Genomic DNA, 17114 nt, shown 5'->3' with positions numbered 1-17114 from the left:
GCACGACCATGAAGACGCAAGCCCCCACCCCCCGCATCGCGATCATCGGCGCCGGTCCCGGCGGCCTGACCTGCGCCCGCATCCTCCAGCGCCACGGAGTCCCCGTCGCCGTCTACGACCGCGAGAGCGGTCCCGGCGCACGCAACCAGGGCGGCTCGCTCGATCTGCGCGAGGACAACGGACAGATCGCCCTGCGCGAAGCCGGACTCCTGGAGGAGTTCTTCCGGCTCGCCCGCCCCGAAGGGCAGGAGATGCGCCAGCTGGACCAGGCCGGCACGATCCTCTTCCACCACACCCCCGACGAGGGCGAACGCTTCAAGCCGGAGATCGACCGCGGCGACCTCCGCGACCTGCTCCTGAACTCGCTGGAGCCCGGTACCGTCCGCTGGGGCCACACCCTGGGGTCCGTCGAAGGCCCCGACGAGGGCCCCCGCCAGGTGCGCTTCGACGACGGGACCACCGTCGAAGCCGACCTCGTCATCGGAGCCGACGGCGCCTGGTCCAGGGTCCGCCGCGCCCTCTCCCCGGCGCTCCCCGCGTACACCGGGGTCAGCTTCCTCGAAGCCTGGTTCCACGATGTCGAAACCCGTCACCCCGCCATCGCCGCACTCGTCGGCCACGGCGGCGCCGCCGCGGCCGACGGGGAGCGCGGCCTCTTCGCCCAGCGCAACGGCGGCGACCACATCCGCGTCCACCTCATCCAGCGCGCCCCCGCCGACTGGATCGCCGCGAACGGCCTGAGCCGCCACGACACCGAGGCCATCCGGGCCCATCTGCTGCGGCAGTACCGCGACTGGTCACCGGCCCTGCGCCGGCTGATCAGCGACAACGACGGCCCCTACGTCGACCGCCCCATCCATGCCCTGCCCGTCCCGCACACCTGGGAGCACCACCCCACCGTCACCCTGCTCGGCGACGCCGCGCACCTCATGCCCCCGCTCGGCGTCGGCGTCAACCTCGCCCTGCTCGACGCCGCCGAACTCGCCCTCGCCGTGGCCGGCGGACCCACGGTGGCGGAGGCCATCCGGGCGTACGGGAAGACCATGCTGGCGCGCTCCACCGAGATGCAGCGGCTCCTCGACCACGGCGCCGAGGAGCTGCTCTCCACCGAGCTCCCCGACTTCGCCCACGAGGATGCTCGGCGGGATGCCTAGCGGGATGCCCGGCCGGACGCCTAGCGGGATGCCCGGCCGGACGCCTGGCCGGATGCCTGGCCGGATGCCTGGTTGGACGGCTCGTCGCGGCCGGATACGTCCGGGGCCGCGGGATGACACGCGGCGCGGGTGTCGTCCTCCCCCGCGCGCGGCCAGTGGCGGCCTTCGAGTGCTTCGGCGCTGCGGTTCAGGCGGACCAGGGCGTCCTCCAGCTCCCGCACTTCCTCGGGGGACCAGTCGGCGACCACCCGGGCCAGGCAGGACTGGTTGACCTGCCGGTCCTCGGCGAGCCGCCGTCCGCCTTCGTCCGTGATGCGCAGCTTGCGGGCCATGCCACCGTCCGGGTCCGCGACGCGTTCGGCCAGTCCGCAGCGCAGCAGCGCCGCCGTCTGGCGGTTCACGGTCGAGGTGTCGAGCCCGAAGGCCTCAGACAACTGCCCGATGGACATGGGGCCCTGGGTGTCGATCCGGCTCAGCAGAAGGTACGCCGAGCGCTCCAGGCGTTCGGGGTCGCGCTCGCGCCGGGCCAGCACCTGGTGCCGCGAGAGCAGCATCAGCTCCCGCTCCAGTTTCTCCAGCACTGCGCCTCCCAGCTCCTTCCGGCACCCCATTATCGCGAATGCGTGAACCCGGGGACCGGCCGCCCCTCCCGCCCGCCTGCGGCCCGGCAATATGCATGATACATAGCCTGTGTACTATGCACTTCTCGTTGTCGTCCGACGAGCCGCAGCCCAACCCGGAGGACCCGCATGACCGTCACCACGGCCACCGCCTCACGCGCGGCCGAGATCCTGTCCCGGCCCGTCACGCTGAACGGCCTCACCGTCCCCAACCGCATCGCGATGGCGCCGATGACGCGGATGTTCTCCCCCGGCGGCGTACCCGGCGAGGACGTGCAGGCGTACTACGCCAGCCGGGCCGCCGCGGGCGTCGGCCTGATCGTCACCGAGGGCACCTACGTCGGACACGACTCCGCCGGGCAGAACGACCGGGTGCCGCGCTTCCACGGCGAGGACCAGCTGGCGGGGTGGGCGAAGGTCGCCGCTGCCGTGCACGAGTCGGGCGGCACGATCGTGCCTCAGCTGTGGCACATAGGCATGGTGCGCAAGCAGGGCGAGGCGCCGTACCCCGAGGCTCCCGCCGTGGGTCCCTCCGGCATCCGCGTCGACGGCACCGAGGGGACCGGCCGGGCGATGACCCGCACCGACCTCGACGATGTCATCGGCGCATTCGCCGACGCCGCGGCGGAGGCCGAGCGCATCGGTTTCGACGGCGTCGAACTGCACGGCGCCCACGGCTACCTGATCGACCAGTTCCTGTGGGAGCGGACCAACCGCCGCACCGACGCCTACGGCGGCAGCGCGGTGGCCCGTACGAAGTTCGCCGCGGAGATCGTGGCCGCGGTCCGCGAGCGCGTCGCGGCCGACTTCCCGGTGATCTTCCGTTACTCCCAGTGGAAGCAGGAGGCCTACGACGGGCGGCTCGCGCAGACCCCGGAGGAGCTGGAGGCCATCCTGGCGCCGCTGACGGCGGCCGGTGTCGACGCGTTCCACGCCTCCACCCGGCGCTACTGGATCCCCGAGTTCGAGGGATCGGACCTGAACCTGGCGGGCTGGACCAAGAAGCTCACCGGCCGGCCCACCATCACCGTCGGGTCGGTCGGTCTCGACGGCGACTTCCTGCGCGCCTTCGCCGGTGAAGGCGCGGCGCTCGGCGACATCGACAACCTCCTGGACCGCATGGAACGCGACGAGTTCGACATGGTCGCCGTCGGCCGGGCGCTGCTCCAGGACCCGCAGTGGGCGGCGAAGGTCCTCGGCAACCGCTTCGACGAGCTGAAGCCGTACGACGCGGCGGCGCTCAAGTCGCTCAGCCGATAGCACCCGGCCCGGCCCGGCCCGGCCCGGCCCGGCCCGGCCCGGCCCGGCCCGGCCCGGCCCGGCCCGGCCCGGCCCGGCCCGGCCCGGCTAGTCGCGGCCCCGCCGGGACCAGCCGGCCTGCCCCTCCTCCTGCGTACCGGTCGGTGCCACCCCGCGGGTGAGCTTTCCGGCCCCGGGCAACTCAGACCGCGGCCCGCTCCACCGGAGCGGAGCCCTGGTCCGGCACCGGCACCGGAGCCGTGCCACCGGCCGCGGCGGCGGGCCGGCGGACCAGCACCATCACGATCAGCGCCCCCGCCAGGCCCATCGCCCCCGAGACCCAGAAGGTGTCGCGCAGCCCGCTCGCGAAGGCCGCCTCCACCCAGTGCCGGGCCGCCGGGGCCGCGTGCAGCAGCTGTCCGGCCCCGCCGCCGGCCAGTGCCTCGGCGGTGCCGTGCGGCTGACCGGAGCCGGCCAGCCCGTCCTGCAGACCGGACTGGAAGACCGCGCCGAGCACCGCGATGCCCAGGGCCATGCCCAGCTGGCGCGCGGTGTTGAGGGCGCCGCCCGCCATCCCCGCACGGGCCGGGGGCACGGCCCCCATCGCGGCGGCCGCGAGGGCCGGGGAGATCATGCCGACCCCCAGACCGGTGACCGCCAGTCCGGCGACGAGCGCCGTCCAGCCGTCCCCGTCGTCCAGCATCCAGGCCATGAGCAGGGCGCCCGCGCCGATCAGGAACAGCCCGCCGCCGATGGTGATCCGGGCCGGGGCCCCGTGCATCAGCTTCCCGGTCACGGCGGCGACCACGAAGGCGGCCACGCTCATCGGCAGCATCGTCAGACCGGCGGCGACCGGGCCCATGCCCTCGGCGCTCTGCAGCCACAGGGAGACGTACATCATGTACCCGAAGGCGGCGCCGGACATCAGCAGCGCGGCGGCCATGACGGCCACGAAGGTCGGGCTGCGGAACAGCGAGAGGTCCAGCATCGGGCGGGAGCTGCGCAGTTCGACCAGGACGAAGGCGGCGAAGGCGGCGGCGCTCAGGGCGAACAGCGCCAGGGTGGTCGCGGAGGTCCAGCCGTTCTCGCCGACCCGGATCAGGGCGTAGGTGACCGCTCCGGCGCCGGTGGTGAAGGTGGCCATACCGGGCAGGTCCAGGCCCTTGGCCTGCGGGTCCCGGGACTCGGAGACGGCCTTGAGGGTGACGTACACGGCGAGGGCGCACACGGGCAGGTTGATGAAGAAGATCCAGCGCCAGCCGAACTGCTCGGTGAGCAGCCCGCCGATGATCGGACCGGCCGCGGCGGCGGCTCCGTTGACGGCGCCCCAGACGCCGAAGGCGACGCCCCGGTCGCGTCCCTGGTAGGCGGAGCTGAGCAGGGCCATGGTGGTGGCGAACATCGCGGCGCCGCCGATGCCCTGGACGGCGCGGAAGGCGATCAGCGCTGCCGGTCCGCCCGCCAGACCGCAGGCGAGGGAGGAGGCGGCGAAGAGCCCGAGGCCGCCGAGGTAGACGCGGCGCCGGCCGATGCGGTCCGCGAGCGACCCGGCACCCAGCAGCAGGGCGGCGAGGGCGAGGGCGTAGATGTCCATCACCCACTGGAGGCCGGAGAAGCCCGTGTGCATGTCGGCGGCCATGTCGGGCAGGGCGACGGTCACGATCGTGACGTCGACCAGGAGCATGAAGGCTCCGAGACACACCGCCGTCAACGGCAGCCATTTGCGCATGGGGAGATCTCCTCGGATCACGGAGGGGCAGGGCCGGGGGGCGGTCCCCGGTGACCCCAAGGTCTCAGGCACCCGGCCCCGCGCCCCATCCAGCAGCCCTTGTGCGGCGGATTTCCGTCACCGAGGCCTCTGTCATGATGGAAACCGTGAACGACACGGAGCTGGACGCACTCGACCGGTCCCTGATCCAGGCCCTCACCCTCGACGGCCGGGCCCCCTTCAGCCGGCTCGCCGAGGTGCTGGAGGTCTCCGACCAGACCGTCGTACGCCGCTACCGCCGGCTGCGGACCACCGGCCTGGTCCGGGTCGTCGGACTCCCCCTGGGCAGCCGTGTCGGACTGTTCGAGTCCTGGCTGCGCATCCAGTGCGCGCCCGACGCGGCCCTCCCGGTGGCCGAGGCCCTGGCCCGCCGGCCGGACATCGCGTGGGTGAACCTGACCTCGGGCGGCACCGAGATCCACTGCATGACCAGGGCCCGCACCCGCAAGGACCGCGACTCCCTGCTGCTGGAGAAGCTGCCGGGCACCCGCCGGGTGACGGGCATCAGCGCCCACACGATCCTGCGCAAGTTCTTCGGCGGACCCGACTCCTGGGCGGGCATGGACCTGCTGCGCCCCGACCAGATCGCCGCCCTGGAGCGGCCTCCCGTGGAGCCGGGGCCGCAGCGGTACGTGCTCGACGAGGCCGAGCTGACGCTGCTCGCGGTGCTGGGCCGGGACGGCCGCGCCGGGTATCCGGAACTGGCGCGCGGGAGCGGCCTGTCGGAGTCCACCGCCCGGCGCCGGCTGGAGCGGCTGCGCGATCTCGGGGCGATCTTCTTCGACGTGGAGTTCGCCCCCTCGCTGCTCGGCTACGAGGCGGAGGCGACCCTGGTGCTGACGGTTCCGCCGGCCCGCCTGGCGCAGGTGGGGGCGGACCTGGCGGGCCACAGCGAGGTGGCCTTCGCGGCGGCCGTGACCGGGTCCGCCTCCCTGATGGCGGTGGTGGTGTGCCGGGACACCGACGAGCTCTACACCTACCTGACCGAGCGGATCGCCGCGGTGGACGGGGTCGGGCAGGTGGAGGTGATCCCGGTCCTGCGCAGTATCAAGCGGGCCGGGATGCTGGTGGAGGGCGGGCGGCTGGTGGACCCGCCGCCCGCCCCCTGAACGCCTGCACCCCCGGCGGCCGGGGCGGCTAGCGCAGCACCACCCCGCCTCCCGCATCGGTGTCCGCGCCCGTGGCGGGGCCCGCGACCAGGCCCAGTTCGGCCGGGGTCGCCAGCAGCGGGTGCGAGGGCAGGATCCGTACGGTGTAGCCGAAGGGCCCCGTACGGTCGAGGGCGAGCGGGCCCTCGTACAGCCAGCGGCCCTCCAGGTCGGGTCCGCCGGCGGGCTTGAGCGGGAAGGCCCGCCCGCCCTGGATCACGTCCTGCGCGTCGACCCGGCCCGCGACGGCCTGCACCTCCACGTCCTCGGGGGCGAGGGCGTCGAGGGAGACCTGCACGCGCAGGGTGAGGGTGGCCCCCAGTTCGGCGGTGCCGCCGACCGGGCCCGCCGTCAGGGCCTCCACGTGCTCGACGGTGAGCTGCGGCCAGGCCGCGCGGACCCGGCCCTTCCACCAGGCGAGGTCGCGCGCCGCGTCCGCGGTCAGGGCGCGGTGGGAGAGCGCGGCGGGGGCGTAGAGCCGCTCCACGTACTCCCGCACCATGCGGCCCGCGAGCACCTTGGGCCCCAGGGAGACCAGGGTGCGCCGGACCATCTCGATCCACCGCACCGGGAGCCCGCCCTGTCCGGCCCGGTCGTAGAACCGGGGGGCGACCCGGCCCTCGATCAGGTCGTAGAGGGCGTTCGCCTCCAGGTCGTCGCGGCGGTCCTCGTCCGCGCCGAGTCCGTCGGCGGTCGGGATGGCCCAGCCGAAGTCCGGCTCGAACCATTCGTCCCACCAGCCGTCCAGGACGGACAGGTTGAGGCAGCCGTTGAGGGCCGCCTTCATCCCGCTGGTGCCGCAGGCCTCCAGCGGGCGCAGCGGGTTGTTCAGCCAGACGTCGCAGCCCGGGTAGAGCTTCTGGGCCATGGCCATGCCGTAGTCGGGCAGGAACACGATCCGGTGGCGCACGCGGGGGTCGTCCGCGAAGCGCACCAGTTCCTGGACGAGCCGCTTCCCGCCGTCGTCGGCCGGGTGGGCCTTGCCCGCGACCACGATCTGCACGGGCCGGTCGGGGTCGAGCAGCAGGCGGCGCAGCCGGTCGGGGTCGCGCAGCATCAGGGTGAGCCGCTTGTAGGACGGCACCCGGCGGGCGAACCCGATGGTCAGCACGTCCGGGTCGAGCACGGAGTCCACCCAGCCGAGCTCGGCGTCGGCGGCCCCGCGCTGGCGCCAGGAGGCGCGCAGGCGGTCCCGTACCTCCTGGACGAGCTGCTCCCTGAGCACCCGGCGCAGGTCCCAGACGTCCTGGTCGGGGATGTCGGCGACGGCGTCCCAGCGCTGGGAGCCGCCGACGGAGAGCGCGTCCTCGGTGCGGCCGGCGCCGATCTGCTTCGCACCGAGCTTCACGACCTCGGGCGCCACCCAGGTCGGGGCGTGCACGCCGTTGGTGACCGAGGTGATGGGGACGTCGGCGGGGTCGAATCCCGGCCACAGCCCGGCGAACATGCCGCGGCTGACGGCGCCGTGCAGGGTGGAGACCCCGTTGGCCCGCTGGGCGAGGCGCAGGCCCATCACGGCCATGTTGAAGACCCCGGGGTCGCCGCCGGGGTACGTCTCGGCGCCGAGCGCCAGGATCCGGTCGACGGGTACGCCGGCCAGTTCGCCGCCGTCGCCGAAGTGGCGGGCGACCAGGGCCCGGTCGAAGCGGTCGATGCCGGCGGGGACGGGGGTGTGGGTGGTGAACACGGTGCCCGCGCGCACCGCTTCGACGGCGGCGTCGAAGCCGAGCCCCTGCTGTCCCTCCAGTTCTCTTATGCGCTCCAGTCCCAGGAATCCGGCGTGCCCCTCGTTGGTGTGGAACACCTCCGGGTCGGGATGGCCGGTGATCCGGCAGTAGGCCCGTACGGCCCGCACTCCCCCGATGCCCAGCAGCATCTCCTGGAGCAGCCGGTGGTCGCTGCCGCCGCCGTAGAGCCGGTCGGTCACCTCGCGGGCGACGGCGTCGTTGTCCTCGACGTCGGAGTCGAGGAGCAGCAGCGGCACCCGGCCGACGCGGGCCTGCCAGACGTGCGCGTGCAGGGCCCGGCCGCCGGGGAGGCTCAGGGACACCCGCGCGGGGGTCCCGTCCTCCTCGCGCACGAGCGCGACGGGCAGTTCGTTGGGGTCGAGCACCGGATAGTGCTCCTGCTGCCAGCCGTCCCGGGAGAGGGACTGGCGGAAGTAGCCGTGCCGGTAGAGGAGTCCGACGCCGATGAGGGGGACGCCGAGGTCGCTGGCGGCCTTGAGGTGGTCCCCGGCGAGGATCCCGAGCCCGCCGGAGTACTGGGGCAGGGCGGCGGTGATCCCGAACTCGGGCGAGAAGTAGGCGAGGGCGGCGGGCAGCTCCGCGGCCGCCTCGTGGCTCTGGTACCACCTCCCGCCGTGGACGTAGTCATCGAGGTCGGCGGCGGCGACGGCGAGCCTTCTGAGGAACCGCCGGTCCCCGGCGAGCTCGGTGATCCGCGCGGCGGACACGGCGCCGAGCAGCCGGACGGGATCCCCGCCGGCGGCCTGCCAGCCCTCGGGATCGACGGATTGGAAGAGTTCACGGGTCTCGGCGTGCCAGGACCAGCGCAGGTTGCGCGCGAGGTCGGCGAGCGGCGAGAGGGTCTCGGGGAGGACGGGGCGCACGGTGAATCGACGGATAGCCTTCACGCGTTCCACCTTCGCAGGGGATTACGGATCGGAGCGGCCGCACCACGCTGTGCACCGCGAGCGTCACCCTCGGAAGGCTAGCGCCGACCGCCCCGCCCGGCCATGGCGCCTCCAGTGGCCCTCCACCAGCGGGGCTCCGCCGGCCGCCCCCGCCTCCCGCCGCCGACTGCGTGCGCGGCCCCGGCCGTTGCCGTCCCGCGCGCGCGGACCGGGCCGGCCGTCCGCCGTCCGGCGGGTGCGGACATCCGTTAGTCCTGTCCGAGTTGACGGAGCATCGGCAGGTGTCGGGCCGCGGCGGGCGGGCAGGCGTTCCACTACGTACGAGTAGTTAACCGAACACCCGGGTTGGGCCGTGCTGGAGTGGGCAGGGCTCCTCGGGTACAGCGCACGGCGCACCCCGGAACCGCCTCCCCGCCACCCGAGTGAACGCGGACAGGAGCGGCCATGCCCGCAGCCCAGCCGTCTTCCGAGCGGCTAGAAACAGAGCGAACAGAGCGTGCACTACCAGCTGCCCCGGCGGCTGGCCTGTTGTCACCGAGCCCTGCGAACTGCCCCCAGGTGATCCCATCATGATCGGTCGCATTCCCGTGCTGGACGTCCGCCCCGCCGTCGACTGCGGCGTCAGACCCGCCAAGGCGGTCGTGGACGAGGTCTTCGAGATTTCCGCCACCGTGTTCCGCGAGGGACACGACGCCGTGGCGGCCCATGTCGTGCTCCGAGATCCGAGCGGGCGGCTGCGGCCCCCCGTGCCCCTGTCCGAGCTCGCTCCCGGCACCGACCGGTGGGGGGCGCGGGTGTCCGCCGAGGTCGAGGGGAGGTGGACTTACACCGTCGAGGCGTGGAGCGACCCGGTGGGCACCTGGCGGGCCCACGCGGCGGTGAAGATCCCGGCCGGGATCGACACCGGGCTCACCCTCCTGGAAGGCGCCGAGCTCTACGAGCGGGCCGCCGCGAAGATTCCCAAGCGGGACGGCCGCGAGCACGTGCTGGCCGCCGCGGACGTGATGCGCGACGAGGACCGGCCGGCCGCGGAGCGGTACGCGGCCGCCCTCGCTCCCCGGATCGACGCGCTGCTCGCCAAGCGCCCGCTGCGGGAGCTGGTGACGGCCTCCAAGCCGCTGCCGCTGCTGATCGAGCGCAAGCGGGCCCTGTTCGGGTCCTGGTACGAGATGTTCCCCCGGTCGGAGGGGGCGGTGCTGGAGCCCGGCGAGGCTCCGGTCAGCGGGACCTTCAGGACCGCCGCCGAGCGGCTGCCGGCCATCGCCGCGATGGGCTTCGACGTGGTGTACCTGCCGCCGATCCACCCGATCGGGAGCACGTACCGCAAGGGCCCGAACAACACGCTGTCCGCGGGGAGTTGGGATCCGGGTGTGCCCTGGGCCATCGGCTCCACCGAGGGCGGCCACGACGCGGTCCACCCGGAGCTCGGCACCCTGGAGGACTTCGACGCCTTCGTCGCCCGGGCCCGCGAGCTGCGCATCGAGGTGGCGCTCGACTTCGCCCTGCAGTGCTCGCCGGACCACCCGTGGGTGGAGAAGCACCCGGAGTGGTTCCGCCACCGCGCCGACGGGACGATCGCGTACGCCGAGAACCCGCCGAAGAAGTACCAGGACATCGTCCCGATCCACTTCGACTCCGACATGGCCGGCATCGTCGGGGAGACGGTGCGGATCCTGCGGCACTGGATGGAGCACGGCGTCCGCATCTTCCGGGTCGACAACCCGCACACCAAGCCGGTGGTGTTCTGGCAAAAGGTGATCGCGGACATCAACAAGTCCGACCCCGACGTGATCTTCCTGGCCGAGGCCTTCACCCGTCCGGCGATGATGCGGGCGCTGGCCGCCGTCGGCTTCCAGCAGTCCTACACGTACTTCACCTGGCGCAACACCAAGGCGGAGCTGACCGAGTACCTGACCGAGCTCGCGGACACCCGCTCCGCCTCCGTCATGCGGCCGAATTTCTTCGTCAACACCCCGGACATCCTGCACGCCTACCTTCAGCACGGCGGCCGCCCCGCCTTCGAGGTCCGCGCGGTCCTCGCCGCCACGCTCTCCCCCACCTGGGGGGTCTACGCCGGTTACGAGCTCTGCGAGAACACCCCGGTCAAGGAGGGCAGCGAGGAGTACCTGAACTCCGAGAAGTACGAGCTGCGCCCGCGCGACTGGGCGGCCGCCGACCGCGAGGGCCGCTCCATCGCCCCGCTGATCACCTCGCTGAACCGGCTGCGCCGGCGCAACCCCGCGCTCCAGCAGCTGCGCGACATCCATTTCCACCCGACCGACAACGAACAGGTGATCGCCTATTCGAAGCACGCGGGGAGCAATTCCGTACTGGTGGTCGTCAACCTCGATCCGCACCACACCCAGGAGGCGACGGTCTCGTTGGACATGCCGGTACTCGGCCTCGACTGGCACGGGTCCCTCGCGGTGCGCGACGAGCTCACCGGCGAGACCTATCACTGGGGCAGGGCCAACTACGTGCGCCTGGAACCGGGCCGCACGCCCGCGCACGTTCTGGCGGCTCTGCGACCGTCCCCGCCCACCGGAGGGTCACCCATCTCATGATGATCAACGATCCCGTCCCCGACACCTTCGAGGACACCCCCGTCAAGGACCGAGACCCCGACTGGTTCAAGCGGGCCGTCTTCTACGAGGTCCTCGTACGGTCCTTCCACGACAGCAACGGCGACGGCGTGGGTGACCTCAAGGGGCTCACCGCGAAGCTGGACTACCTCCAGTGGCTCGGCGTCGACTGCCTGTGGCTGCCGCCGTTCTTCGCCTCGCCCCTGCGCGACGGGGGCTACGACGTCGCCGACTACACCTCCGTGCTGCCCGAATTCGGCGACCTCGCCGACTTCGTGGAGTTCGTGGACGCGGCGCACACCCGCGGCATGCGGGTGATCATCGACTTCGTGATGAACCACACGAGCGATCAGCACGAGTGGTTCCAGCAGTCCCGCAAGGACCCCGACGGGCCCTACGGCGACTACTACATGTGGGCCGACAACGACAAGCAGTACCAGGACGCCCGCATCATCTTCGTGGACACCGAGACCTCGAACTGGACGTACGACCCGGTCCGCAAGCAGTACTACTGGCACCGGTTCTTCTCCCACCAGCCGGACCTCAACTACGAGAACCCGGCCGTGGTCGAGGAGATCGTCTCGGCGCTGCGCTTCTGGCTCGACCTCGGCATCGACGGCTTCCGCCTCGACGCCGTGCCCTACCTGTACGCCGAGGAGGGCACCAACTGCGAGAACCTGCCGCGCACCCACACCCTCCTGAAGGCGGTCCGCGCCGAGATCGACGCGCACTACCCGGACACCGTGCTGCTCGCCGAGGCGAACCAGTGGCCCGAGGACGTCGTCGACTACTTCGGGGACTTCGAGAAGGGCGGGGACGAGTGCCACATGGCCTTCCACTTCCCCGTCATGCCGCGCATCTTCATGGCGGTGCGAAGAGAGTCCCGCTACCCGGTCTCCGAAATCCTGTCCAAGACCCCGGCGATCCCCGACCGCTGCCAGTGGGGCATCTTCCTGCGCAACCACGACGAGCTCACCCTCGAAATGGTCACGGACGAAGAGCGCGACTACATGTACGCCGAGTACGCCAAGGACCCGCGGATGCGGGCCAACATCGGCATCCGGCGCCGGCTCGCCCCGCTGCTGGACAACGACCGCAACCAGATGGAGCTGTTCACCGCCCTGCTGCTGTCGCTGCCCGGCTCGCCGGTGCTGTACTACGGCGACGAGATCGGCATGGGCGACAACATCTGGCTCGGCGACCGCGACGGGGTGCGCACGCCGATGCAGTGGACCCCGGACCGCAACGCCGGTTTCTCCTCGTGCGATCCGGGCAGGCTGAACCTGCCGGTCATCATGGACCCGGTCCACGGGTACCAGGTGACCAATGTGGAAGCGGCGATGGCCTCACCGTCCTCGCTGTTGCACTGGACCCGCCGGATGATCGAGGTCCGCAAGGCCAACCCGGCCTTCGGACTCGGCTCGTACACCGAACTGCCCTCGACGAACCCGGCGGTGCTGGCCTTCCTCCGTGAATACGGGGACGACCTGGTGCTGTGCGTGCACAACTTCTCGCGCTTCGCGCAGCCCACCGAGCTGGACCTGAGGTCGTTCAACGGGCGGGTCCCGGTGGAACTCACCGGCGACGTCCGCTTCCCGCCGATCGGCGAATGGCCGTACCTGCTGACCCTGGCGGGCCACGGTTTCTACTGGTTCCGCCTGCGCTCGGAGTCGCAACCGCCGCGCGTGTAGACGCACGAGGGCGGGCGAATGGGTCAATCGCCCGCCCCTGTACGGCTCATCCTGACCCGACACTCGCTCATGCCGGAGCAGCAACCATCGCGATCCGGGACACAATGCGCATTCTTTGACGGCCCGGGGAAAGGACGCGACGCCATGTCGGAGGCTGCATCCGCCCGGGATCGGCTCACCGCCGACCGGGCCGCCGGGCTCGGTCCACTGGAACCCATGCTGCGGGCCTGGCTGCCCGCACAGCGCTGGTTCGCGGGCAAGGGCCGCGCCATCGGAAGACTCAGGGCGATCTCGGCGGCCGAACTGCTGCCGCCCGGCTCCGCGCCGGGCCTGCTGCACCTGCTGCTGGACGTGGACGGGGACTGCTACCAGCTGCTGCTCGGGATCCGCCCGAGCCCGCTGCCACCGCCCCTCGCACCGGCGCTCATCGGCATCGCCGAGCAGGGCCCGTACGCCGGCCAGTCGGTCTACGAGGGCCTGGGCGATCCGCGGCTCGCCTCGCTGCTGCTGGAGCGGCTGCGCTCCCCCGGCACGCTGGGCCCGCTGCGCTTCGACCGGGATCCGGGCGCCGTGATCCCGGAGGCGCCCACCCCCCGGCCGCTGTCCGGGGAGCAGACCAACTCCTCGCTGATCTACGGGGATTCGTACATCCTGAAGATCTTCAGACGGGTCGGCCCCGGGGTCAATCCCGACCTGGAGCTGCCCCGCGCCCTGGCCGCCGCCGGCTGCGCCCGGGTGCCCGCGCCGGTCGCCTGGTACGAGGCCGAGCTGCCCGGCTCCGAACCGCTGACCCTGGGTGTGCTCCAGCCGTACCTGCGCGGCTCCGACGACGGCTGGCAGCTCGCGCTGCACCGGCTGCGCACCGGCGCCGACTTCACCGCGGAGGCGCACGCGCTGGGCCGGGCCACCGCCGAGGTGCACAGCGCGCTGGCCGCGGCCCTGCCCACCGTGGCGCTGGGCCCGGAGCAGACGGCCCGGCTGGCCGCCGGGATGACCGCGCGGCTGGCCGCCACCGCCCGCGAGGTGGCGGCCCTGCGGCCCTACGAGGCGGGGCTGCGCGGGGCCTTCGACGCCCTGGCCGCCTCCCGCGGGGCCGGGGTGTCCGCCCAGCGGATCCACGGGGACCTGCACCTGGGCCAGACCCTGCGCACCATGGACGGCACCTGGGCGCTGATCGACTTCGAGGGGGAGCCGGCCCGGCCGCTGGCCGACCGGCGGCGCCCCGAACCGGCGGTGCGGGACATCGCCGGGATACTGCGCTCCTTCGACTACGCGGCCCGCTCCCACCGGCCGTTCGCCCCCGCCTGGGCGGACGACTGCCGGGCCGCCTTCTGCGAGGGCTACGCCCGCACGACCGGCCGCGACCCGCGCGAGGACCCGGTCCTGCTGCGCGCCTACGAGACCGACAAGGCGGTGTACGAGGCCCGCTACGAGTCCCGGCACCGCCCCGACTGGCTGCACGTGCCGATGGCGGCGATCCGGCGGCTGTCGGAACCGCAGCGCCCGCCGTCGCACCGCACCCAGCTCCCCGCCCCAGGATCCCCCACCCTCCACCCGAAGCCCCCGAGGAGGCCGCTCGCGTGAGCGCCGCACGACAGCCGTCACCGACCGTCCGCGAGGAAGCCGAGCCCGTCATCGACACGGTCGACACCGTCGGCACCGCCGACCGTGTCGGCACCGCCGAAGCCCCCGAGCCCGCGAAGAAGCCCCGGGCCCCCAGGGCCCGGCGGACGGCCCCGCCGCGCGGAGTCCGGCCGGTGCCGGGGCTGAGCGCGGAGGAACGGGCCCGGCTGCTGGAGGGCCGCCACCACGATCCGCACGGGGTGCTCGGCGCCCGTACCCGGCGGGGCGGGGTGTCCTTCCGGGTGCTGCGTCCGTACGCGAAGGCGGTCACCGTCGTCGCCAAGGGGCTGCGGGCCGAGCTCCTCGACGAGGGCGACGGACTGTTCGCCGGGCTGCTGCCGCTGGCCGGGGTGCCGGACTACCGGCTCCTGGTGACGTACGACAGCGACGAGGTGGAGGTCCACGACCCCTACCGGTTCCTGCCCGCGCTCGGCGAGCTCGACCTGCACCTGATCGGCGAGGGCCGCCACGAGGAGCTGTGGACGGCGCTCGGCTCGGAGCCGATGGTCCACCAGGGCGTGGCGGGCACCCGGTTCACGGTGTGGGCGCCGAACGCGCAGGGGGTGCGGGTCAGCGGGGACTTCTCGTACTGGGACTCGGTCGCCCACCCGATGCGCTCGCTCGGGGCGACCGGCGTGTGGGAGCTGTTCCTGCCCGGGGTCGGCGAGGGCGCCCTGTACAAGTACGACATCACCCGCCCGGACGGCTCGCACACCCTGCGCGCCGACCCGATGGCCCGGCACGCCGAGGTGCCGCCGGCCACCGCCTCGGTGGTGACGGCCTCCTCCTACGTCTGGCAGGACACGGACTGGATGGCCCAGCGCGGTCAGCGCCCGCCGCACCAGGCCCCCTTCTCCGTGTACGAGCTGCACCTGGCGTCCTGGCGGCCCGGTCTCTCGTACCGGCAGCTGGCCGAACAGCTGCCGGCGTACGTGACGGAGCTCGGCTTCACGCACGTGGAGTTCATGCCGGTCGCCGAGCACCCCTTCGGCGGCTCCTGGGGCTACCAGGTCACCGGTTTCTACGCGCCGACCTCCCGGATGGGTTCCCCGGACGACTTCCGCTTCCTGGTGGACGCGCTGCACCGGGCCGGCATCGGGGTGATCGTCGACTGGGTGCCGGCGCACTTCCCGCGCGACGACTGGGCCCTCGCCGAGTTCGACGGCCGGCCGCTGTACGAGCACCACGACCCGCAGCGGGCCGCGCACCCGGACTGGGGAACGCTGGAGTTCGACTACGGGCGCCGGGAGGTGCGCAACTTCCTCGTCGCCAACGCCGTGTACTGGTGCCAGGAGTTCCACGTGGACGGGCTGCGCGTGGACGCGGTGGCCTCGATGCTCTACCTCGACTACTCCCGCAAGGACGGCGAGTGGACGCCGAACGAGCACGGCGGGCGGGAGAACTTCGACGCGGTGGCGATGCTCCAGGAGATGAACGCCACCGTCTACCGGCGCTGCCCGGGCGTGGTGACGATCGCCGAGGAGTCCACGGCGTGGCCGGGCGTCACACAGCCCACCGACACGGGCGGGCTCGGCTTCGGCCTGAAGTGGAACATGGGCTGGATGCACGACACCCTGCGCTACGCGTCGAAGGACCCGGTGCACCGCAAGTACCACCACCACGACATGACCTTCGGGATGGTCTACGCGTTCAGCGAGAACTACGTGCTGCCGATCTCGCACGACGAGGTGGTGCACGGCAAGGGCTCGCTGGTGTCGAAGATGCCCGGCGACTGGTGGCAGCAGCGGGCCATACACCGTGCGTACCTGGGCTTCATGTGGGCCCACCCGGGCAAGCAGCTGCTCTTCATGGGGCAGGAGTTCGCGCAGGGCTCGGAGTGGTCCGAGACGTACGGCCCGGACTGGTGGCTGCTGGACTCCTCGTACGCGGCGGCCGGTGACCACCGGGGCGTACGCAGCCTCGTGGGCGACCTGAACCGCACCTACCGGGCGGCGCCCGCGCTGTGGGAGCGGGACTCGGTGCCGGAGGGCTTCGCGTGGGTGGAGGCGGACGCTGCGGAGGACAACGTCTTCGCCTTCCTGCGGTTCGCGCAGGACGGCTCGCAGCTGCTGTGCGTCTCGAACTTCTCCCCGGTGGTCCGGCACGGGTACCGGATCGGGGTCCCGGAGGAGGTGCCGCTGTGGCGGGAGGTGCTCAACACCGACCAGCAGCTCTACGGCGGCAGCGGCGTCCACCACACCCAGCCGCTGCGGCCCGAGCCGGTGCCCGCGCAGGGCCGGGCCGCGAGCCTGCGCCTGACCCTGCCGCCCCTGGCGACGCTCTGGTTCAGCCCGATGCCGCGGCGGTAGCCGCCAGAACCCCTTCCAGCTCCTGGAGGAGCCTGCGCTTGGCGCGGGCTCCGACCAGCTGCAGGACGGGCTCGCCGTCGCGGAAGACGAGCAGGGTCGGCATGGACAGCACCCCGTGGCGCACGACCGTCTCCGGGTTGGTGTCCGCGTCGATCTGCACGACCTTGAGGCGGGCGGCCTCTTCCGCGGCGACGGCGGACAGGACGGGTGCGAGCTGACGGCACGGGCCGCACCAGTCGGCGGTGAACTCCACCAGGACAGGCCGGCCGCGCTCGGCGAGCACCTCCCGCTCGAAGTCCGCGTCGGTCACTTCGGCCACGCCGTGGGCCTTGGTCATGTGCTTCC

11 protein-coding genes are annotated in these 17114 nt (G+C 72.8%); 7 read left to right on the top strand and 4 right to left on the bottom strand.

The genetic code is table 11. The annotated features are described in order from the left end of the window. Window positions 1-8 precede the first annotated feature (8 nt). A complete protein-coding gene (locus ACWCP2_RS05345; RefSeq protein ID WP_450907233.1) occupies window positions 9-1154 on the top strand; it encodes an FAD-dependent oxidoreductase in 1146 nt (381 codons plus the stop codon). Window positions 1155-1174: 20 nt separating this feature from the next. On the opposite strand, the gene ACWCP2_RS05340 is transcribed toward ACWCP2_RS05345, so the two are convergent. Next, entirely contained in the window at window positions 1175-1765 is a 591-nt protein-coding gene (locus ACWCP2_RS05340) for a MarR family winged helix-turn-helix transcriptional regulator (protein ID WP_450907232.1), read from the bottom strand. 138 nt (window positions 1766-1903) lie between these two features. Here ACWCP2_RS05340 and ACWCP2_RS05335 point away from each other — a divergent pair, with 138 nt between their 5' ends. Further along, window positions 1904-3034: an NADH:flavin oxidoreductase gene (locus tag ACWCP2_RS05335; protein ID WP_450907231.1), complete on the top strand. Its 1131-nt coding sequence runs from the start codon at window positions 1904-1906 to the stop codon at window positions 3032-3034. 181 nt (window positions 3035-3215) lie between these two features. Here the strand turns inward: ACWCP2_RS05335 and ACWCP2_RS05330 are convergent, their stop codons facing one another. Beyond that, complete coding sequence (locus tag ACWCP2_RS05330; protein ID WP_450907230.1) at window positions 3216-4742, bottom strand: MFS transporter; 1527 nt, start codon at window positions 4740-4742, stop codon at window positions 3216-3218. Between the two features lie 137 nt (window positions 4743-4879). Between ACWCP2_RS05330 and ACWCP2_RS05325 the strand changes: the two genes are divergently transcribed. Then, on the top strand, window positions 4880-5890 hold the full coding sequence (locus ACWCP2_RS05325) for an Lrp/AsnC family transcriptional regulator (protein WP_450907372.1): 1011 nt from the start codon (window positions 4880-4882) through the stop codon (window positions 5888-5890). A gap of 28 nt (window positions 5891-5918) precedes the next feature. Here ACWCP2_RS05325 and glgP read toward each other — a convergent pair whose 3' ends face one another. Beyond that, a complete protein-coding gene (gene glgP, locus ACWCP2_RS05320; protein ID WP_450907229.1) occupies window positions 5919-8564 on the bottom strand; it encodes an alpha-glucan family phosphorylase in 2646 nt (881 codons plus the stop codon). A gap of 569 nt (window positions 8565-9133) precedes the next feature. Between glgP and ACWCP2_RS05315 the strand changes: the two genes are divergently transcribed. From ACWCP2_RS05315 to glgB, 4 genes are all read left to right on the top strand, one after another. Then, window positions 9134-11128, top strand: a complete 1995-nt coding sequence (locus tag ACWCP2_RS05315) for a maltotransferase domain-containing protein (RefSeq protein ID WP_450907228.1) — start codon at window positions 9134-9136, stop codon at window positions 11126-11128. After that, window positions 11125-12837, top strand: coding sequence for a maltose alpha-D-glucosyltransferase (treS, locus tag ACWCP2_RS05310; RefSeq protein WP_450907227.1), 1713 nt, complete (start codon window positions 11125-11127; stop codon window positions 12835-12837). Before ACWCP2_RS05315 ends, treS begins: the two co-directional genes overlap by 4 nt. Window positions 12838-12981: 144 nt before the next feature. Then, window positions 12982-14421 carry a maltokinase N-terminal cap-like domain-containing protein gene (locus ACWCP2_RS05305; RefSeq protein ID WP_450907226.1) on the top strand — a complete coding sequence of 480 codons (1440 nt, stop codon included), beginning with the start codon at window positions 12982-12984 and terminating at the stop codon, window positions 14419-14421. Further along, entirely contained in the window at window positions 14418-16769 is a 2352-nt protein-coding gene (gene glgB / locus ACWCP2_RS05300) for a 1,4-alpha-glucan branching enzyme (protein ID WP_450907225.1), read from the top strand. The genes ACWCP2_RS05305 and glgB overlap by 4 nt, the downstream gene beginning before the upstream one ends. On the opposite strand, the gene ACWCP2_RS05295 is transcribed toward glgB, so the two are convergent. Then, window positions 16747-17106 carry a thioredoxin family protein gene (locus ACWCP2_RS05295; protein WP_450907224.1) on the bottom strand — a complete coding sequence of 120 codons (360 nt, stop codon included), beginning with the start codon at window positions 17104-17106 and terminating at the stop codon, window positions 16747-16749. The genes glgB and ACWCP2_RS05295 overlap by 23 nt on opposite strands. Between the last annotated feature and the right edge of the window lie 8 nt (window positions 17107-17114).

It is taken from the genome of Streptomyces sp. NPDC002104 (assembly GCF_053593795.1).
This window is presented reverse-complemented; position numbering and strand designations above follow the sequence as displayed.